Genomic DNA, 16,550 nt, shown 5'->3' on the forward strand with positions numbered 1-16,550 from the left:
ACCCTGACGGAGAGTCACCGATGCCTATCATCAACAGCCAAGTAAAACCGTTCAAAGCCACCGCATTCAAAAACGGCAGCTTCGTAGATGTGTCCGACGCTGACCTGAAAGGCAAGTGGTCGGTCGTGTTCTTCTACCCAGCCGACTTCACCTTCGTTTGCCCAACCGAGCTGGAAGACCTGGCTGACAACTACGCTGAATTCCAGAAGCTGGGCGTCGAGATCTACAGCGTTTCCACCGACACCCACTTTGCCCACGCGGCCTGGCACAACACTTCGCCTGCCATCGGCAAAATCCAATACACCATGATCGGCGACCCAACCCTGACCATCTCCCGCAACTTTGACGTGCTGATCGAAGAAGCTGGCCTGGCAGACCGCGGTACTTTCGTGATCAACCCAGAAGGTCAGATCAAGATTGTTGAACTGAACGACGGTGGTGTTGGCCGTGACGCTTCCGAGCTGCTGCGCAAAATCAAGGCCGCTCAATACGTTGCTGCCCACCCAGGCGAAGTGTGCCCAGCCAAGTGGAAAGAAGGCGAGGCCACCCTGGCTCCGTCCCTGGACCTGGTCGGCAAGATCTAAGTCTGTGACACACCTCAGGGCGGGTAATCCGCACCTTAAGTAAGCTGCAACCGCCCTCAAAAATGCCCGGGCGAGATTCGCTCGGGCATTTTTTTGTCTGCAATAAACCGAATTAATAGGAAATCGCCCGTATGTTGGACGCCAATCTTAAAGCTCAGTTGAAGTCATACCTGGAACGGGTCACCCAGCCGATCGAGATCGTCGCCTCCCTCGACGACGGTGCGAAATCCCAGGAAATGCTTGCTCTTTTGCAGGACGTAACCAGCCTCACCACGCTGATTACCCTGAAAACCGATGGCGATGATGCGCGCAAGCCATCGTTCTCCATCAACCGCCCGGGTGCCGAGATCAGCCTGCGTTTTGCCGGCATCCCCATGGGCCATGAATTTACTTCGTTGGTACTGGCCCTGCTGCAAGTCGGTGGCCACCCGTCGAAGGCCAGTGTCGAAGTGATTGAGCAAATCCGCGCCCTCAAGGGCGAGTTCAGCTTCGAGACGTACTTCTCGCTGTCCTGCCAGAACTGCCCGGATGTCGTCCAGGCGTTGAACCTGATGGCCGTGCTGAACCCGAACATCCGCCACGTCGCCATCGACGGCGCGCTGTTCCAGGCGGAAGTGGACGAGCGCCAGATCATGGCGGTGCCCAGTGTGTACCTCAACGGCGTGAACTTCGGCCAGGGCCGCATGGGCCTGGAAGAAATCCTCGCCAAGCTCGACACCAGCGGCATTGAAAAAGCTGCCGAGAAGATCAGCGCCAAAGACGCGTTTGATGTACTGATTGTCGGCGGTGGCCCGGCCGGTTCGTCGGCTGCGATCTATGCGGCACGTAAAGGTATCCGTACCGGTGTGGCGGCTGAGCGCTTTGGCGGGCAGGTGCTGGACACCATGTCCATCGAGAACTTTATCTCGGTCCAGGAAACCGAAGGGCCGAAACTGGCCAGCGCCCTTGAAGCCCACGTGCGTCAATACGATGTGGACATCATGAACCTGCAACGAGCCAGCAGCTTGATCCCGGCGAAAAACCCCGGTGAGTTGCACGAAGTGCGCTTTGAAAGCGGTGCGACGCTCAAGTCCAAGACCGTGATCCTGGCCACTGGTGCTCGCTGGCGTGAAATGGGCGTGCCGGGCGAGCAGGAATACAAGGCCAAGGGCGTGTGCTTCTGCCCGCACTGCGATGGTCCGCTGTTCAAGGGCAAGCGCGTGGCAGTGATCGGCGGGGGTAACTCCGGCGTGGAAGCGGCCATCGACCTGGCCGGTATCGTCAGCCATGTGACCCTGCTTGAGTTCGACAGCAAACTGCGCGCCGATGCCGTGTTGCAACGCAAGCTGTACAGCCTGCCAAACGTCGATGTGATCACCAGTGCGCTGACCAGTGAAGTCAAAGGTGATGGCCAGAAAGTGACCGGCTTGGCCTACAAGGATCGGGACAGCGGCGAGTTCAAGACCGTCGACCTGGAAGGGATCTTTGTGCAGATCGGTTTGCTGCCCAACACCGACTGGCTCAAAGGCACCGTGGAGCTGTCGCCTCGTGGTGAGATCATCGTCGATGCGCGTGGCGAGACTTCATTGCCAGGTGTATTCGCTGCCGGCGACGTCACGACGGTGCCGTACAAGCAGATCGTGATCGCAGTAGGCGAGGGCGCCAAGGCTTCCCTGAGTGCTTTCGATCACCTGATCCGCACCTCCGCCCCAGCGTAAATTCTGCAACGGAAATGAAAAACCCCATGAGTGATCATGGGGTTTTTCTCGTTCCCACGCTCCGCGTGGGAATGCATTCGGTGACGCTCCGCGTCACACTCTGCGCTTACAGCGGCGCTGGCTGAATGATCTCGACCCAATACGCATCCGGGTCCTTGATGAACGCCAGGCTCTTCATGCGGCCATCGGTCAGGCGCTTCTGGAAGTCACAACCCAGCGCTTCGAAACGCTCGCATGCAGCGACGATATCCGGCACCGAAATGCAAATATGGCCAAAGCCACGCGGGTCGGTATTGCCGTTGTGGTAGGCGAAGTCGGCATCGTTTTCAGTGCCATGGTTATGGGTCAGTTCCAGGATGCCTGGGATCGACTTCATCCACTGGGTGCGCTCGGCGGCGTCGGCCGGAATCTGGGACTTGTCCACCAGGGCCAGGAAGTACAGGCTGAATTCGGCTTCCGGGAAGTCGCGCTTCTCAACCAGGGAGAAACCCAGGACGCGGGTGTAGAAATCCAGCGATTTGGTGATGTCCTTGACCCGCAGCATGGTGTGGTTAAACACGAAGTTCGCGGTGGCGGTGTCAGGCTGGGCAGTGACGCCCGGGAAAGTGTTCAGTTCGTGCAGGCTCATGGGCCCTCCAGAAAAAAATGGGGCAAACGCGGCTCCGGTGAGGGGAGCGTTCCCTTGGCTTGCGGCTGGCATCCGTGCAGCGCAGCCATGATACGCAAGGGCCGCCCGCAGCGCCAAATGAAAAAGGTTATGCAGGCCTTGCGAGCAGAGGGGGCGAGCCTCAGACTTTGCGGCTGGAACCTTGGGTGTTTTTCGCAATGATCGAGCTACGTAATTCGCTGTTGACCTGCGTGTGTTTGCTGTTGGCCTGCCCACTTGTATTGGCGGATGACCCGCAGATCCATTGGCCCAGCGGCTGGCAGATCGAAGAAGTGGTACCCGAGGGTGCGGCGGCGGATAAACCTCAATCCGTGTCCCGGCAACGGGCAATCAAGAACGATGAGAATGGTGCGACGCTGATGGTCATGGAGTTGACCGCGACGCCTATCGAGGCAGGACATACGGTTAATCTTGCAGGTGTCTTGCTGGAGATGCGCAAGTCCATCCAGAAAGATTTTGCCCAGGGCGGCTATCAAAGTGTGTGTAGCAAGATGCGCCCGACAACATTGAGTGGTCTTGATGCATTGGAAACTACTTGCGTGATTACCCAGAACGGACGACGTGTGCTCTCGCAAACATTGGTCGGCGCTGTTGATACCGATAAAGCGTATGTTTTCTCATACGCCGGCCAGACCGACGCGTACGAAGCCAGCAAGGATGAAGTCAGTTCGGTGCGCGACAGTCTGAAACTTTAGATTCTGAACAAAGTGAAATGTTATTTAAGTTCGGTTTCGAACGCCCGAAATAAAAGAGCCCCGCGAATGCGGGGCTCTTTGTTAGTGCGCGTTGGTCACTTGCGCAACCAGGAATCTACAGTGGCAGCGCCGTGCTGTTCTTTCCACGCTTTGAGGCCGCGGTGGTTGCCGCCCTTGGTTTCGATCAGTTCGCCGGTGTGCGGGTTCTGATAAACCTTGACCACGCGCGCGCGGCGTTGTTTGGGTGCCGCGGTGGCCGCTGCGCTGGACTTGCCCGGGTTAGGGTCAAGAATCGAAATGATGTCCCGCAGGCCTTTGCCGTAGGTTTTCATCAGCGCTTGAAGCTTTTCTTCAAATTCGATTTCTTTCTTCAGGCCAGCATCGTTCTTCAGGGATTCCAGCTGGGCCAGCTGCTCTTGAAGGGCTTTTTCTGCTGCGCGAAATTCGGCGAGTCTGGACAAAATCTGTACTCCAATAGTGTATTTGGCTGATATCAACTGCAGACAAAGCTATAAGCCAAAAGCTTTAGGCGACTCAAAAGAGAAGTCGTCCTGCGAGTTCTGCACAGGCAGGAAAAATTGTAGTAGTTAATCCGCTAAGAGTAAATCACGTCTTTTGTCTAAATAACATTATTTCTAAATGTCTAGTGCAAGCCCTATTCACTGGTTGGCCAGTGACTTAATGAACTCATCGCACGGCAATGGTCTTCCGAACAGATAACCCTGCAGGAAGTCCACCCCCTGCGCGGCCAGGTATTCGCATTGCAGCGCTGTTTCCACGCCTTCGGCCACGATGCCCAGGTCGAGCTTGGCGGACAGTTCGATGATGCTGTCCAGAATATGCCGCGAGAGGGCATCAGCGCCGATCATGGCGACGAAACTTTGGTCGATCTTCAAGTAGTCGACATTGAAGTTGCGCAAGTAGCCCAGGCTTGAGTGACCGGTGCCAAAGTCATCGATGGCAATCATCACGCCGAGTTGATGCAGGGCATCGAACAGGCGTCGGGTGGTATCGGTAGGTACGATGAGCTCACGTTCGGTCAGCTCCAGCACCAGGATGACCTGGCCGGGCGGGAAGGCTGCCAGGAACTCACGGCAATCGTCTACCAGGTCCAGGTCCTTGCAATGACGTGCGGTGATATTCACGCCGATATGGAAACCCGGTTTAAAACGCTCAGCGTGGGGTGCCAACTGGGCAGCGGTCTGGCGTAGCAAAGCACGGGTCATCGGCAGGATGAGGCCGGAATGTTCGGCGAGCGGGATAAACAAATCGGGTCGCACCAGGCCTTCTTTAGGATGTTGCCAGCGCATCAGCACTTCGCACCCTGCCCATTCGCGGGTACCACCGCGTACCACGGGTTGGTAGTACGGGATGAATTCGTTGGCGCCCAGTGCGCGTTGTAATTCATGGGTCGGCGCCGAAGATCGTTTTTGCAGCCAATGTGCCAACAGGCCCGACAACACGCCGAAGAACAGGACCAGGCTGAACACGGCGGGATAACGATCCTGCATATAACGCCACACTTCACCGGCGGGCATGCCGGCTTCAACACTGTATTGATAGCGCTGCGAGGCCATGTGCTGATGGGCGACCGCAAACGTCGGCACCGCGGTATTGCGGACTTTGCCATCGTCGCTCAACCAATTGGGACCGACTTGCAGGATCAGGTTCGCGTAGCGGCTGATCAGGCGCAGCGCATTGGTCAGGTGGTAACCGTCAATCGAGGCGAAGGCAGCCTTATCGCCCTCGACCAGGCGATACACCAGCAACGCTGTATCCGGCGTGACCGGGTTGCCATTCATCAGCCACAACCGGCCGTCTACATAGTCATCCGGATTCACCGGCGACTGGTAGTTGCTACCGAACAAGGAGCTGCAATAGATGTTCTTCTGCCAGGACAACGTGGTGGCACGCACAAATGGCCGCCGCGTGACCTGCTCGCGCAGGGCCAATTGTGCGCCGTTATCGCACGGCTGGCCGGCCAGCGGCAGTAAGGCCTGGGCGGCGAGCGCGGTGTTGTCGAGCATCAGGTCGAATTGGCGAACGGCCTCTTCGGCGGTTTGTGCGGTGTTTTTTTGCAGGGTGCGTTCGGCCTGCCAATGCAGAATCATCACACCCAAGGCGATCGGCAGCAGGCCGCTGAGAGCGGTGACAAGGTAGCGCGAAGCGCGCTTGCGCGGGCCTGTGACGGAAAGGGGCATAGAGGGGCCGACCTGTAATGTGGATACCTCGATGATAGAGGGCGCGGTGCAAATTAGCTCGCGCTACCTAGCCGTTCGGTCAGTAGGCGCCGTCAGAATAGTTACCTAAGATCGAGCCGTCGGTTTTTGCTTTGATGAGGTATCGATCATGAACAGCAAATGGTTGGCGGTGGCGTTTATGGCAACGAGCACTGCTTTTGCGGCGGATGGGACTATTACGATTACGGGTGAGATTCTAGGGTCCACTTGCACGATCAGTGGCGGTACCAGCGCAACGCCGGGTACCACTGCGAATTTCCCCGTCGTGTTGGAGCGCGTGCAGGCGTCTGCGCTGAGTGCAGAAAAGGCCGTTGCTGCCTATAAGCCTTTCTTTATTCACATCGGTGGAGGCGCCACTAATTGCCCAGCACAATCCGTTGCGGTGCTATTTGAACGCAATAGCCCTGCGATCAGCGCGATCACCGGCAACCTTATAAATCAATCGACAACTCCCGCAGCCAATGTGGAGGTGCAAATCATCGATGTAACGGCAAATGCGGCACTCAACCTAAGCCTGGGAACACCATCAACAACCGTGGCAGTCGGCGCTTCGGGTACCGCAACACTGCCCTTCGCCGCGCAGTATGTGGCCGTTGGCGGCGCAGCGGAACCCGGCAATGTGAGCACAAGCGTCCAGTATTCGGTCACATTCCCCTGAGCATGGCTCGGGCAGGAGGGCGAGATGAGGCGCCGGTGCAGTTTAACGACCTGCATGATGGTCATTTCCTTGTTGCTGGGTGATCAGGCCAGTGCCGGCATCATCATCACCGGCACCCGTCACATCTACCCCGAGCGCCAGCGTGAAATCACCATCCAACTGACCAATGATGATCGGCGCGCCCCTCGTCTGGTCAAAGCCTGGTTGGAGCGGGGTGACAGCCAGGCGCGGCCCGAATCCAGCGATGTCCCGTTCAGCCTTTCTCCCCCGGTGTTTCGCATTGACGCGGGCAAAGGCCAGGCCATGCGCCTGGTGTATACCCGCGAGCCATTACCGGCCGACCGCGAGTCGTTATTCTGGCTCAACGTGCTGGAGGTGCCGCCCCGGGCCCTGGAGCTAGCGGACGAAAACCAACAGAAAAACCTGCTGCGCTTTGCCTTTCGGATTCGTACCAAGGTGTTTTTTCGCCCGGCGCAATTGCCGGGCACGCCCGAGGACGCCGTTGGCCAATTGAGTTGGACACTGTTGCAAGGCCTGGAGGGGACCACATTGCAAGTGTCCAATGCTTCGGCCTACCACATCACTTTCAACGAAATTGCCCTGGCGATGGGACCGCAACCCGATGCGTCATTAGTGAGTGCAGAAAGTGGCATGGTCCCGCCGGGCGCGACGGTACGCCTGGCCATCCAGCGGAGAGTGTCAGACGTGCCGGCCAATGCTCAGGTGCATTTCAAGTACATCAACGACTTCGGCGCGTTTTCCGCGCCCCAGCGTGCGGCGCTGAAGTTCTGATCATGAACGGGCGCTCGCTGTCGGGTGGGCTGATCGGCGCAATCATATTGGCGATTGAAGAGGTGTTTGCCGCTGAATTGCTCTTTGACCTGCAGGCCTTTACCAGCGATATCGCCTCGGATGTCGATGTGTCACGCTTTAATGCCCGCAGTGTGATGCTTCCGGGCCGGTATCGTGTGGATATCATCGTCAATGGCCAACGCTCAGGCCGCCGCGAGGTTGAGTTTCTGGCTGCGGATGAGCGCAGCGATGCACAACCCTGCGTGGACCGTGCGTTACTTGAACAATTGGGGGTTGCGCTTGATCAGGACGACCCCGCTGAGTCGTGTCCGGCCCTGAACCAATGGCTGCCCATGGCGACTAGCCAAGTCAACGCCGCCACGTTGGAGTGGTCAGTCGGTATTCCCCAGGCCTACCTGAAACCTTTGGCACGGGGATATATCGACCCAGTGTTCTGGGATGAAGGCATCACTGCCGGTCTGCTCAACTACACCTTCAGTACCTCCCATGTCACCACCGGCGATGCCGCCGACCGCAGCTATCTGGGCCTCAACAGCGGGCTCAACCTGGGCAGTTGGCGCTTGCGTCACCAAGGCGCACAGGCGTGGAACTCCAATACGGGGCGCCAGCCTTACCAAAACACCGCCACTTTCCTGCAACGCAGCATCGCGCCGTGGCAAGCGCAATTGATCCTCGGCGACAGTTTCAGCAGCGGACAGATCCTTGAAGGTGTGCGGGCACGGGGCGTTACCCTGGCCAGCGACGAGCGTATGCTCGCGCCGTCATTGCAAGGCTATGCACCGGTCGTACGCGGCATGGCCGAGAGCAACGCCACGGTAACCATCCGTCAAAACGGCTACATCCTTTACGAAACCACGGTGGCACCGGGGCCGTTCGAGATTGGCGATCTCTACCCGACAGGTTATGGCGGCGACTTGAACGTCAGCGTGACGGAAGTGGACGGGCGTCGCACTACCTTTGTCGTACCGTACGCCGTCAGCCCGCAATTGCTGCGTGACGGCACCTGGCGATACCGCGCCACGGTGGGGCAGGTCAATCAGCTGGGTTTGAGAGGAAACAACCCGCTAATGGCCCAAGGCACATTGGCCCATGGCGTCACCAGCGATTTTACGGTCTACGGGGGCGGCACCCACTCGGACGGTTACACCCAAGGCAAAGTCGGGGCAGCATTGGGAACCACACTAGGGGCGTTCTCTCTGGATGTGACGGGCTCACGAACACGTCTTGGTGAACAGGCCAGCGTCAACGGGCACCGCTTGGGCCTGGGTTTCAGCAAGCATCTGCCTACCTCCGGAACCCACATTGTGTTGGGTGCCTATCGCTATTCTTCGCCGGGCTATTTCAGTTTGTACGACGCGTTGACTGCCCGCGAGCAAGCGCGCCGGGGCTACCCATTCCTGGCGCGGCAGAAAACTCGCCTGGACATCAATATCAGCCAGCAACTGGGTAGCGGCACACTCAGTCTGTATGGCAGCTCCGTTGCCTATTGGGACCAAGGACGCCACACATCCTTCACCCTCGGCTACGGTTCAACATGGAGGCGCGTCGCCTGGAACCTGTCACTACAGCGCTCACGCATCGACGACACGCCACTACGCCTCAGCGACCGGGAGCGCAGCGACGAGGTGTTTTTCGTGGGCCGGCAGCAACCTGGGCGTTTGGACAACCGCATGGTGCTCAGCCTGTCTCTACCTCTGGGGGGCGATGCCCGCGCTCCGAGCGCCACCACCTCACTGGCGTGGGACCGTGGGGACCGTCGTGGTAGCCAACAACAAGTCGGCATCAACGGCTTGTTGGGCGAAGACGCGTCGGGCCATTACGGCCTCTGGGCCAGCCGGACAACGGGACAATCCGAGAGCGCACGCAACGTCAATGCCTATGCCGGTTACCGTGGTAGCGCGGGCGCCTTGCGCGCAGGTTATGGGCGTTCCAATGACAGCGCCCAACTCTCATTGAGCGCAGAGGGGGCAGTGGTTGCCCACCAGGGCGGGTTGACCCTCTCCCAGAGCCTGGGGGAGTCAGCAGCGTTGGTACATGCACCGAACGCGCAGGGCGCACGGCTGACCAATGCCAATGAGGTGAGCATCAACCCCAGCGGTTACGCCGTTGCGCCGTCCTTGAGGCCGTTTCAACACAATGTGCTAGGGCTCGACCCCCAAGGCATGCCCATGGATGTGGAGTTGCTGGAGTCCAGTCAGAGCGTGGTGCCGACCCTCGGTTCATTGGCCTTGGTGCAATTCAAGGTGACGAGTGGCCGCGCCGTGGTGGTCAAGGCGGCACGGGCAGATGGCACGCCGTTGCCTTTCGCGGCCCAGGTATTTGACGAACAGGGACGCGAAGTCGGGGTGATCGGCCAGGCCAGCAAGGCGTTTGTCAGGGGCATCGCCGATACAGGGCGGCTTACGGTTCAGTGGAATGAACGCGAAGATGGCCGTTGTTATATCGACTACCAACTGCCTGCCCGGGATTCAACCGAGCGCCAGCTCCACGCCGATTGGCTGAGCGGGCGCTGTGTGTCCGATAACCTTCAAGGAGTGAGCCCACCATGAACTGGCGTACGGTGACGTTGCTGGTGTTGAGCCTGTTGGCCAGTCGCTGGGGTGCGGCGGCGGGTGCTTGTACGCCGGCACCCGTGACCCTGATCACAGTGCCGCCCATTCTCAATCTGCCGGCCAGCCCAACGGTGGGGCAGGTCCTGGGGAACCCGGATGGCTACACCTTCGATGTGCCGAATGCCCTCACATGCACCTACGACCCGAGCTTCGTAGAGTATTGGTTCGAGACGTCCGTACCGCCGGAAACGCTGACCGGCGGCGCGTATGTCACCCATTACGGCGTGCGCATGCCGATTTATTTCACTGGCCTGCGCGGCGTGGGGTTTGGCGTGCTCGCCGAGGACCGGGACAGCGGCGGTTTAAAGTCCGTAACCACTGGCGTAACGGTATTGCGCGGGCCAATGTTCCCAGGGTTGCCAACCTGGGGCATGCGGGGGCGCTTGTTCTTCTTTGCTACGGGACCGATCAGCGCAGGATTGATCAGCTCGCGTACCGTTGCCACGGTTGAGGTGCGAGGGGCGACAGGTATCCATGCGGTTATGTTGGGCAATACGGTGATCGGCCCGCCGCAAAAACCCACATGCTCTATTACCACCCCCTCGATCGCCATGGACCTGGGTACCGTGAAGGCCAGTGAGTTCGCCGGTGTGGGCAGCGCCGCCGGCAGCGTGACCAACACCATCGTGCTGCAGTGCGCTGGCGGCTCTGGTGCCAACGCCGATGTGTGGGTGACGCTGACTGACCAGACCAACCCCGGCAATCGCGGTGATCATCTGAGCCTCACCAAGAGCTCAACCGCCCAGGGGATCGCCTTGCAATTGCTGCACGGTGCCAACGTATTGCGTTATGGGCCGGATAACAGCGCCGTAGGCACCCCCAATCAGTGGATGGCGGGCAGTACCGATAACGGCACCTTCACAATCCCGCTGACGGCGCGCTACGTGCAGACCATGCCACGAATATCCCCTGGTACGGCGAACGGTGTGGCTACGTTCACGCTGAACTATCGATGAAAGGCTGGGGGCTGGCGTGTCTGCTCATCGTTGGGCACGCCCACGCAGAGGTTGTGTTGGATCGCACACGCACTGTGATCTTGACCAGTGCTCGCGAAGCCACGGTGCAACTGACTAATGAAGCGGACAGCCCAAGGGTGATTAAACTCTGGATCGACGCAGGTGATCCGCAACAGCCGCCGGAATTCGCTGACGTACCATTCACACTCCCCACACCGATCAAACGTATCGACGCGAAAAAAGGCTTGGCCTTACGGCTTATCTTTCATCCCGACCAGGCGCAACACCTGGCTACAGACCGTGAAACCGTGTATTGGCTGAATGTGCTGAGTGTTCGTCCGACCGTTGCGGGCAACGCCGTACACCTCGCATTTCGCACGCGCATCAAGCTGTTTGTGCGTCCAGAATCCCTGCCTGGGCGGGCCGAGGATGCACCCGGCGAATTACGCTGGCGGGTGGTCGACGGCGATCTGGAGGTACACAACCCCAGCGCCTATCACGTGACGTTATCGAGCGTTGCGTTCAACGCCCGCCGTAACGATGACCCGCCAATGCTTGCCCCTTACGGCACCACCGTAATTCCGCTGAAGACATCCTCGGACGGCACCGGCCTGCGGTTCAGCAGCATCGATGATCATGGCACGATCCAACAACACCAGGTCCAGGGGCCACTTGATTAAACCCCTTGCATGAAAGAGGGCAATGGGGATTTGATAAGAGTACGGACAAACTTCGTTACGCTGTGTAGAATCAATTTACGCATACAAGAATATGGACTTGCGCCTCACGCAAGCCTTAGCCGTCAGAGACTGATGTAACCATGAAGCTATCCGGCTGCCCCCTCATCTTTGGTGACTTTCTCGCCCGCAGCGTGCGAGGCCTTTCCTGTGCGCCACCCCGCAACCTCATCCTTGCTCGCAATTAACCCTGTGTTTATGACAAGAATGATGAGGTGCCACCATGGTCAACCAAAACGAAAACCCAATGGACCTGATGGGCTTTGAGTTTATCGAATTCGCATCCCCAACCCCGGGCACCCTGGAGCCGATCTTCGAGATCATGGGCTTCACCAAAGTCGCGACCCACCGCTCCAAGAACGTGCACCTGTACCGCCAGGGCGAGATCAACCTGATCCTCAACAACGAGCCCCACAGCATCGCCTCGTACTTCGCGGCCGAGCACGGCCCGTCGGTGTGCGGCATGGCGTTTCGCGTGAAGGACTCGCAAAAAGCCTACAACCGCGCCCTGGAGCTGGGCGCCCAGCCGATCCATATCGAAACCGGTCCGATGGAGCTCAACCTGCCGGCCATCAAGGGCATCGGCGGCGCGCCCCTGTACCTGATCGACCGTTTTGGCGAAGGCAGCTCGATCTATGACATCGATTTTGTGTTCCTCGACGGTGTAGACCGCAACCCGCAAGGCGCCGGCCTCAAGGTCATCGACCACTTGACCCACAACGTGTATCGCGGACGCATGGTGTACTGGGCCAACTTCTACGAGAAGCTGTTCAACTTCCGTGAAGCGCGTTACTTCGATATCAAGGGCGAATACACCGGCCTGACCTCCAAGGCCATGAGCGCGCCGGACGGCATGATCCGCATCCCGCTCAACGAAGAGTCGTCCAAGGGCGCCGGCCAGATCGAAGAGTTCCTGATGCAGTTCAACGGCGAGGGCATCCAGCACGTTGCGTTCCTCACCGACGATCTGGTCAAGACCTGGGATGCGTTGAAAAAGATTGGCATGCGCTTCATGACCGCGCCGCCAGACACCTATTACGAAATGCTCGAAGGCCGCCTGCCCAACCACGGCGAGCCGGTGGATCAATTGCAAGCACGCGGCATCTTGCTGGACGGCTCGTCCATCGAAGGCGACAAACGTCTGTTGCTGCAGATTTTCTCGGAAACCCTGATGGGCCCGGTGTTCTTCGAATTCATCCAGCGCAAGGGTGATGACGGATTTGGCGAGGGCAACTTCAAGGCGCTGTTCGAGTCCATCGAGCGTGACCAAGTGCGTCGCGGTGTGTTGACGACTGACTAATCGTTAAACGGTATGACCGAGCCCGGTAGAGCAGTATTTCTACCGGGCTTTTTGTTGTTTAAAGAAATGGAACGTGACCTCAATCCAAGTACACATAGAGGGCAAGGCAACAGGAAACTTCCTGCGCGCTGAAGGAGTGTCTGCCCACCTTGGGCTTCATTTTGAAAGGTACGTTTTATGCGAATCGATACATCCCCCTCCCAAAACACGTTTACACCCGCACATGCCAACCAGGCTCCGTCCGTACGTAGCGTGCGTTCGGTCGATCATTGGCATCCCGTTGACAGGGCGAGACATACGTTCACTCAGCGCGCGCAAGAGGAGTTTCAAGAAGACTCATTGAGTAAAAAGGGGCTGGAACTGGCACGCGCTACGGTTGCACCAAACAAGGTCGGGGCGCCAGGCGTACAGGTTTCAACCTTTGCGGTCGACGGTGTGCAAGCCAATGATATCGTACTGACCAAGCGTGTCCCCCCCACGGCTGATGGACCGAACTTTGTGCTGTTTGTACCCGATGCCGACGGCCCGTCGTTCCACGAGTTCAAAACCGGTGAGGAACTGACCGCCTGGGTCAAGGAACAAGCCAATGATCCGGAAAAACGCGACAAGTTTGCTGCGCATTTCGCCCATGAGGCTGCGCCCAATCGAGAGGCGAGAGTCAAGGACAAGCTCAAACGGTTTGCCGAAGACGATATCAACGTTGTGGTCGGCAGCTACGCTTATGAGAGGGGGGACATTTTTACGCGCTTGGACAAAGATGTCACCCGTCCGCCCGTACCCGTCAACGGTTTAACCGATACCCACTTTTACCGTTTCAACGACCAGGGCGACCCTACCTATAAAGGGTATCTGGCGGACGGGAAACAGATGCTCTACAAGTACGATGCATACGGAAACCTGCACGGAGCCAGCGGTAAAAACACCTTCTATTTCGTGCGAAACGGCCTGAACAACAATGAACCGCTCGAGCCGATATCGTTGAAACAGTACACCCGAAAAGTGATCGCCGAGAGCCTTGACAACGTCGGCGCCAATAACCTGAGCGGACTATTTCACGAATTTATCCGGCAACTACGAAACCCCGGGGAAGGTCTTGGAACCGCGTTGGTCGTGTTTGGGGTGCCCTCCGACGTGGCGTATTCCATCGAAGAAATTGTCAAGAACCCGGTCAAAGGCACCTTGGTGCAATTGAATCATGACAACCGGCTGGGCAAGTTGTTTGGCGTCGACAAGGAAACGATGGATACATACCTTGAAAAGGTCGGCGATGAGCTGCAATCACGCATCCCCCATTACGGTAAAGCCCGGGAACGATTGGATGCCTTTGCAGACATCCTGGAAAAATTTGGTCCGCCTGCACCTGACACGAACACTAAAGTGAATACGCGCTAAGCCCGCAGCGTATGCACCAAGCGGGGTATGGACGCCCCCACACGAGCGCCCATCACGTCCTGCGCTGACGCACTAAGTGCTTGAACCCTTCAAAGACCAGCACCATCACCGCCATCCAGATCGGGATGTAGGTGAACCACTGGCCGCCTTTGATCCCTTCACCCAAAATCAACGCCACGCCCAGCAACAGCACCGGCTCTACATAGCTGAGCAACCCGAACAGGCTGAACGCCAGCAAGCGGCTGGCAATGATGTAACTCACCAACGCCGAGGCACTGATCAGGCCCAGCAGGGGAATCAACACATACAATCTCGGGTGAGTATCCATCACGGCAATTCCCTGTTCACCGCTCTGCACAAACCACCACGCCACTGGCAACATCAACGCCATATCGAGCCAGAGCCCGCCCAAGTGGTCGGTCTTAAGGTATTTGCGCACGATGAAATAGACCGGGTAACCGATGATCACCACCAACGTGGCCCAGGAAAACCCGCCGGCTTGATACAGCTCGTTCAACACGCCGAGCGCGGCAAACACCACGGCAATCTGTTGCAAACGCGACAGCCGTTCGCCGTAGACCAGGCGACCGGTCAGCACCATGGTCAACGGCAGCAGGAAATAGCCCACCGACACATCCAGGCTGTGACCATTAAGTGGCGCCCACATAAACAACCACAACTGCACACCCAACAGGGCCGAAGACAACACCACGCCGCCAATGACGGCAGGCTTGGCTGCCAGCATCTGCAGCAATTCCCAGACGCGGCGCCATTCACCGCTGACGATCATGAACACCGTCATGCACGGCACAGTCAGCAGCATGCGCCAGCCAAAAATCTCCAGGCCGCTCAACGGCGTGAGCAGCGATGTGAAGTAATACATCACGGCAAACAACACCGAGGCCGATACCGATAACACAACACCTTTAGACACGCTGTCCTCGCGAAAACCGATTGATACAAGAGAGGAGGGGATTATGGTGCTTTTGGCGGGCGAGGGTTGCGCTGTTTTGGGGCGATTTTCGCGAAAATGTCTTGGGCTTGCACAATAGGAGTGACTTTAATGTGGCGAGGGAGCTTGCTCCCGTTGGACTGCGCAGCAGTCCCCAGCGCTTTCAGGGGCGCTGCGCCCCCCAGCGCAAGCAAGCTTGCTCGCCACAGTGGAACGGGCTACAGCCGGGCAATGCGGCCCGACACAAAATGCCCCACATCATTAAAGCCCGGCGTCGACGAATGCCCCGGCGTCACCAACGAATCGATAAACGCTTCATCTTCAGCGCTGATCTTCACCTCCAGCGCGCCGGTATAGGCATCCCACTGCGCCTCGGTGCGCGGCCCGACAATTGCCGAACTCACCGCGCCATTATTCAACACCCAGGCAATGGCGAACTCGACAACCCCCACGCCACGCCCTTGGGTGTATTGCTGGATCTGCTGCGCAATGCGCAACGATTCCACGCGCCACTCGGTTTCGAGGATGCGCTTGTCCTGCCGCGCAGCACGGCTGCCGGCTTCGGGGGTGACATCCGGCGCGTACTTGCCGCTGAGCACGCCCCGGGCCAGCGGGCTGTAAGGCACCACGCCCAGACCGTAGGCGGCAGCGGCGGTGATCTGTTCCACCTCGGCCTGGCGGTTGACGATGTTGTACAGCGGCTGGCTGATGATCGGCTTGTCGACCCCCAGTCGCTCAGCCACGCGAATCACTTCGGCAATGCGCCAGCCGCGATAGTTGGACAAGCCCCAGTAACGGATCTTGCCCTGGCGAATCAGGTCGCCAATCGCCGACACCGTCACCTCCAGCGGGGTGTCGTGGTCTTCGCGGTGCAGATAGTAGATGTCGAGATAATCGGTATCCAGACGAGTAAGGCTGGCTTCCAGTGCGTTGAAAATGCGCTTGCGGCTCAGCCCACTGCGATTCGGTACGCCATCGGTGGGGCCAATCGCGACCTTGGACGCCAGCACCCAATCCGAGCGGTGGCGGGCAATGGCTTCGCCGACGATTTCCTCCGAACGGCCGCCGGTGTAGACGTCGGCGGTGTCGATAAAATTGATGCCCTGGTCCCAGGCCTTGTCGATGATGCGCAACGAGTCTTCGGTGCTGGTCTGTTCGCCAAACATCATGGTGCCCAAGGTCAAGGCGCTGACCTTCAACCCGGACTGGCCCAACGTGCGATAAATCATGGAAAGCTCCTCTTGGCC

General features: G+C 58.5%; 15 protein-coding genes. 10 read left to right on the forward strand and 5 right to left on the reverse strand.

The features are described 5' to 3' along the window. Positions 1–20: 20 nt before the first annotated feature. On the forward strand, positions 21–584 hold the full coding sequence (gene ahpC / locus DYL61_RS10050) for an alkyl hydroperoxide reductase subunit C (RefSeq protein ID WP_034119642.1): 564 nt from the start codon (positions 21–23) through the stop codon (positions 582–584). Positions 585–715: 131 nt separating this feature from the next. Continuing rightward, complete coding sequence (ahpF, locus tag DYL61_RS10055) at positions 716–2,281, forward strand: alkyl hydroperoxide reductase subunit F (RefSeq protein WP_135308211.1); 1,566 nt, start codon at positions 716–718, stop codon at positions 2,279–2,281. A gap of 106 nt (positions 2,282–2,387) precedes the next feature. On the opposite strand, the gene gloA is transcribed toward ahpF, so the two are convergent. After that, the gene (gloA, locus tag DYL61_RS10060) at positions 2,388–2,909 is read right to left on the reverse strand and encodes a lactoylglutathione lyase (RefSeq protein WP_025856006.1); all 522 of its coding nucleotides are present in this window, start codon (positions 2,907–2,909) and stop codon (positions 2,388–2,390) included. A gap of 197 nt (positions 2,910–3,106) precedes the next feature. On the opposite strand from gloA, the gene DYL61_RS10065 reads away from it, so the two are divergent. Then, positions 3,107–3,643, forward strand: coding sequence for a DUF4946 domain-containing protein (locus DYL61_RS10065; protein WP_135308212.1), 537 nt, complete (start codon positions 3,107–3,109; stop codon positions 3,641–3,643). Positions 3,644–3,738: 95 nt separating this feature from the next. Here DYL61_RS10065 and DYL61_RS10070 read toward each other — a convergent pair whose 3' ends face one another. Together DYL61_RS10070 and DYL61_RS10075 are read right to left on the reverse strand one after the other, a co-directional pair. Beyond that, a complete protein-coding gene (locus DYL61_RS10070) occupies positions 3,739–4,104 on the reverse strand; it encodes a histone-like nucleoid-structuring protein, MvaT/MvaU family (RefSeq protein WP_105697335.1) in 366 nt (121 codons plus the stop codon). A gap of 198 nt (positions 4,105–4,302) precedes the next feature. Then, positions 4,303–5,844 carry an EAL domain-containing protein gene (locus tag DYL61_RS10075; protein WP_135308213.1) on the reverse strand — a complete coding sequence of 514 codons (1,542 nt, stop codon included), beginning with the start codon at positions 5,842–5,844 and terminating at the stop codon, positions 4,303–4,305. A 148-nt stretch (positions 5,845–5,992) separates the two neighbouring features. Between DYL61_RS10075 and DYL61_RS10080 the strand changes: the two genes are divergently transcribed. The 7 genes from DYL61_RS10080 to DYL61_RS10110 all read left to right on the forward strand — a co-directional run bounded on the left by DYL61_RS10080 (position 5,993) and on the right by DYL61_RS10110 (position 14,351). Then, positions 5,993–6,541 carry a fimbrial protein gene (locus DYL61_RS10080; protein WP_135308214.1) on the forward strand — a complete coding sequence of 183 codons (549 nt, stop codon included), beginning with the start codon at positions 5,993–5,995 and terminating at the stop codon, positions 6,539–6,541. Positions 6,542–6,595: 54 nt separating this feature from the next. Next, positions 6,596–7,333, forward strand: a complete 738-nt coding sequence (locus DYL61_RS10085; RefSeq protein ID WP_238704556.1) for a fimbrial biogenesis chaperone — start codon at positions 6,596–6,598, stop codon at positions 7,331–7,333. Positions 7,334–7,335: 2 nt separating this feature from the next. Further along, positions 7,336–9,903 (forward strand): fimbria/pilus outer membrane usher protein, encoded by a 2,568-nt coding sequence (locus tag DYL61_RS10090; RefSeq protein WP_135308216.1) that lies wholly within the window; start codon positions 7,336–7,338, stop codon positions 9,901–9,903. Further along, positions 9,900–10,922, forward strand: coding sequence for a fimbrial protein (locus DYL61_RS10095; RefSeq protein WP_135308217.1), 1,023 nt, complete (start codon positions 9,900–9,902; stop codon positions 10,920–10,922). Before DYL61_RS10090 ends, DYL61_RS10095 begins: the two co-directional genes overlap by 4 nt. After that, entirely contained in the window at positions 10,919–11,602 is a 684-nt protein-coding gene (locus DYL61_RS10100) for a fimbrial biogenesis chaperone (RefSeq protein ID WP_135308218.1), read from the forward strand. Before DYL61_RS10095 ends, DYL61_RS10100 begins: the two co-directional genes overlap by 4 nt. Positions 11,603–11,882: 280 nt before the next feature. Beyond that, on the forward strand, positions 11,883–12,959 hold the full coding sequence (gene hppD / locus DYL61_RS10105; RefSeq protein WP_135308219.1) for a 4-hydroxyphenylpyruvate dioxygenase: 1,077 nt from the start codon (positions 11,883–11,885) through the stop codon (positions 12,957–12,959). A 177-nt stretch (positions 12,960–13,136) separates the two neighbouring features. Next, a complete protein-coding gene (locus DYL61_RS10110) occupies positions 13,137–14,351 on the forward strand; it encodes a dermonecrotic toxin domain-containing protein (RefSeq protein ID WP_238704557.1) in 1,215 nt (404 codons plus the stop codon). Positions 14,352–14,403: 52 nt separating this feature from the next. On the opposite strand, the gene rarD is transcribed toward DYL61_RS10110, so the two are convergent. Together rarD and DYL61_RS10120 are read right to left on the reverse strand one after the other, a co-directional pair. Next, positions 14,404–15,285: an EamA family transporter RarD gene (rarD, locus tag DYL61_RS10115; RefSeq protein ID WP_135308220.1), complete on the reverse strand. Its 882-nt coding sequence runs from the start codon at positions 15,283–15,285 to the stop codon at positions 14,404–14,406. A 236-nt stretch (positions 15,286–15,521) separates the two neighbouring features. Beyond that, positions 15,522–16,532 carry an aldo/keto reductase gene (locus DYL61_RS10120; RefSeq protein WP_135308221.1) on the reverse strand — a complete coding sequence of 337 codons (1,011 nt, stop codon included), beginning with the start codon at positions 16,530–16,532 and terminating at the stop codon, positions 15,522–15,524. Positions 16,533–16,550 lie beyond the last annotated feature (18 nt).

This window comes from Pseudomonas nabeulensis, assembly GCF_004682045.1.
Classification (GTDB): Bacteria; Pseudomonadota; Gammaproteobacteria; order Pseudomonadales; family Pseudomonadaceae; genus Aquipseudomonas; species Aquipseudomonas nabeulensis.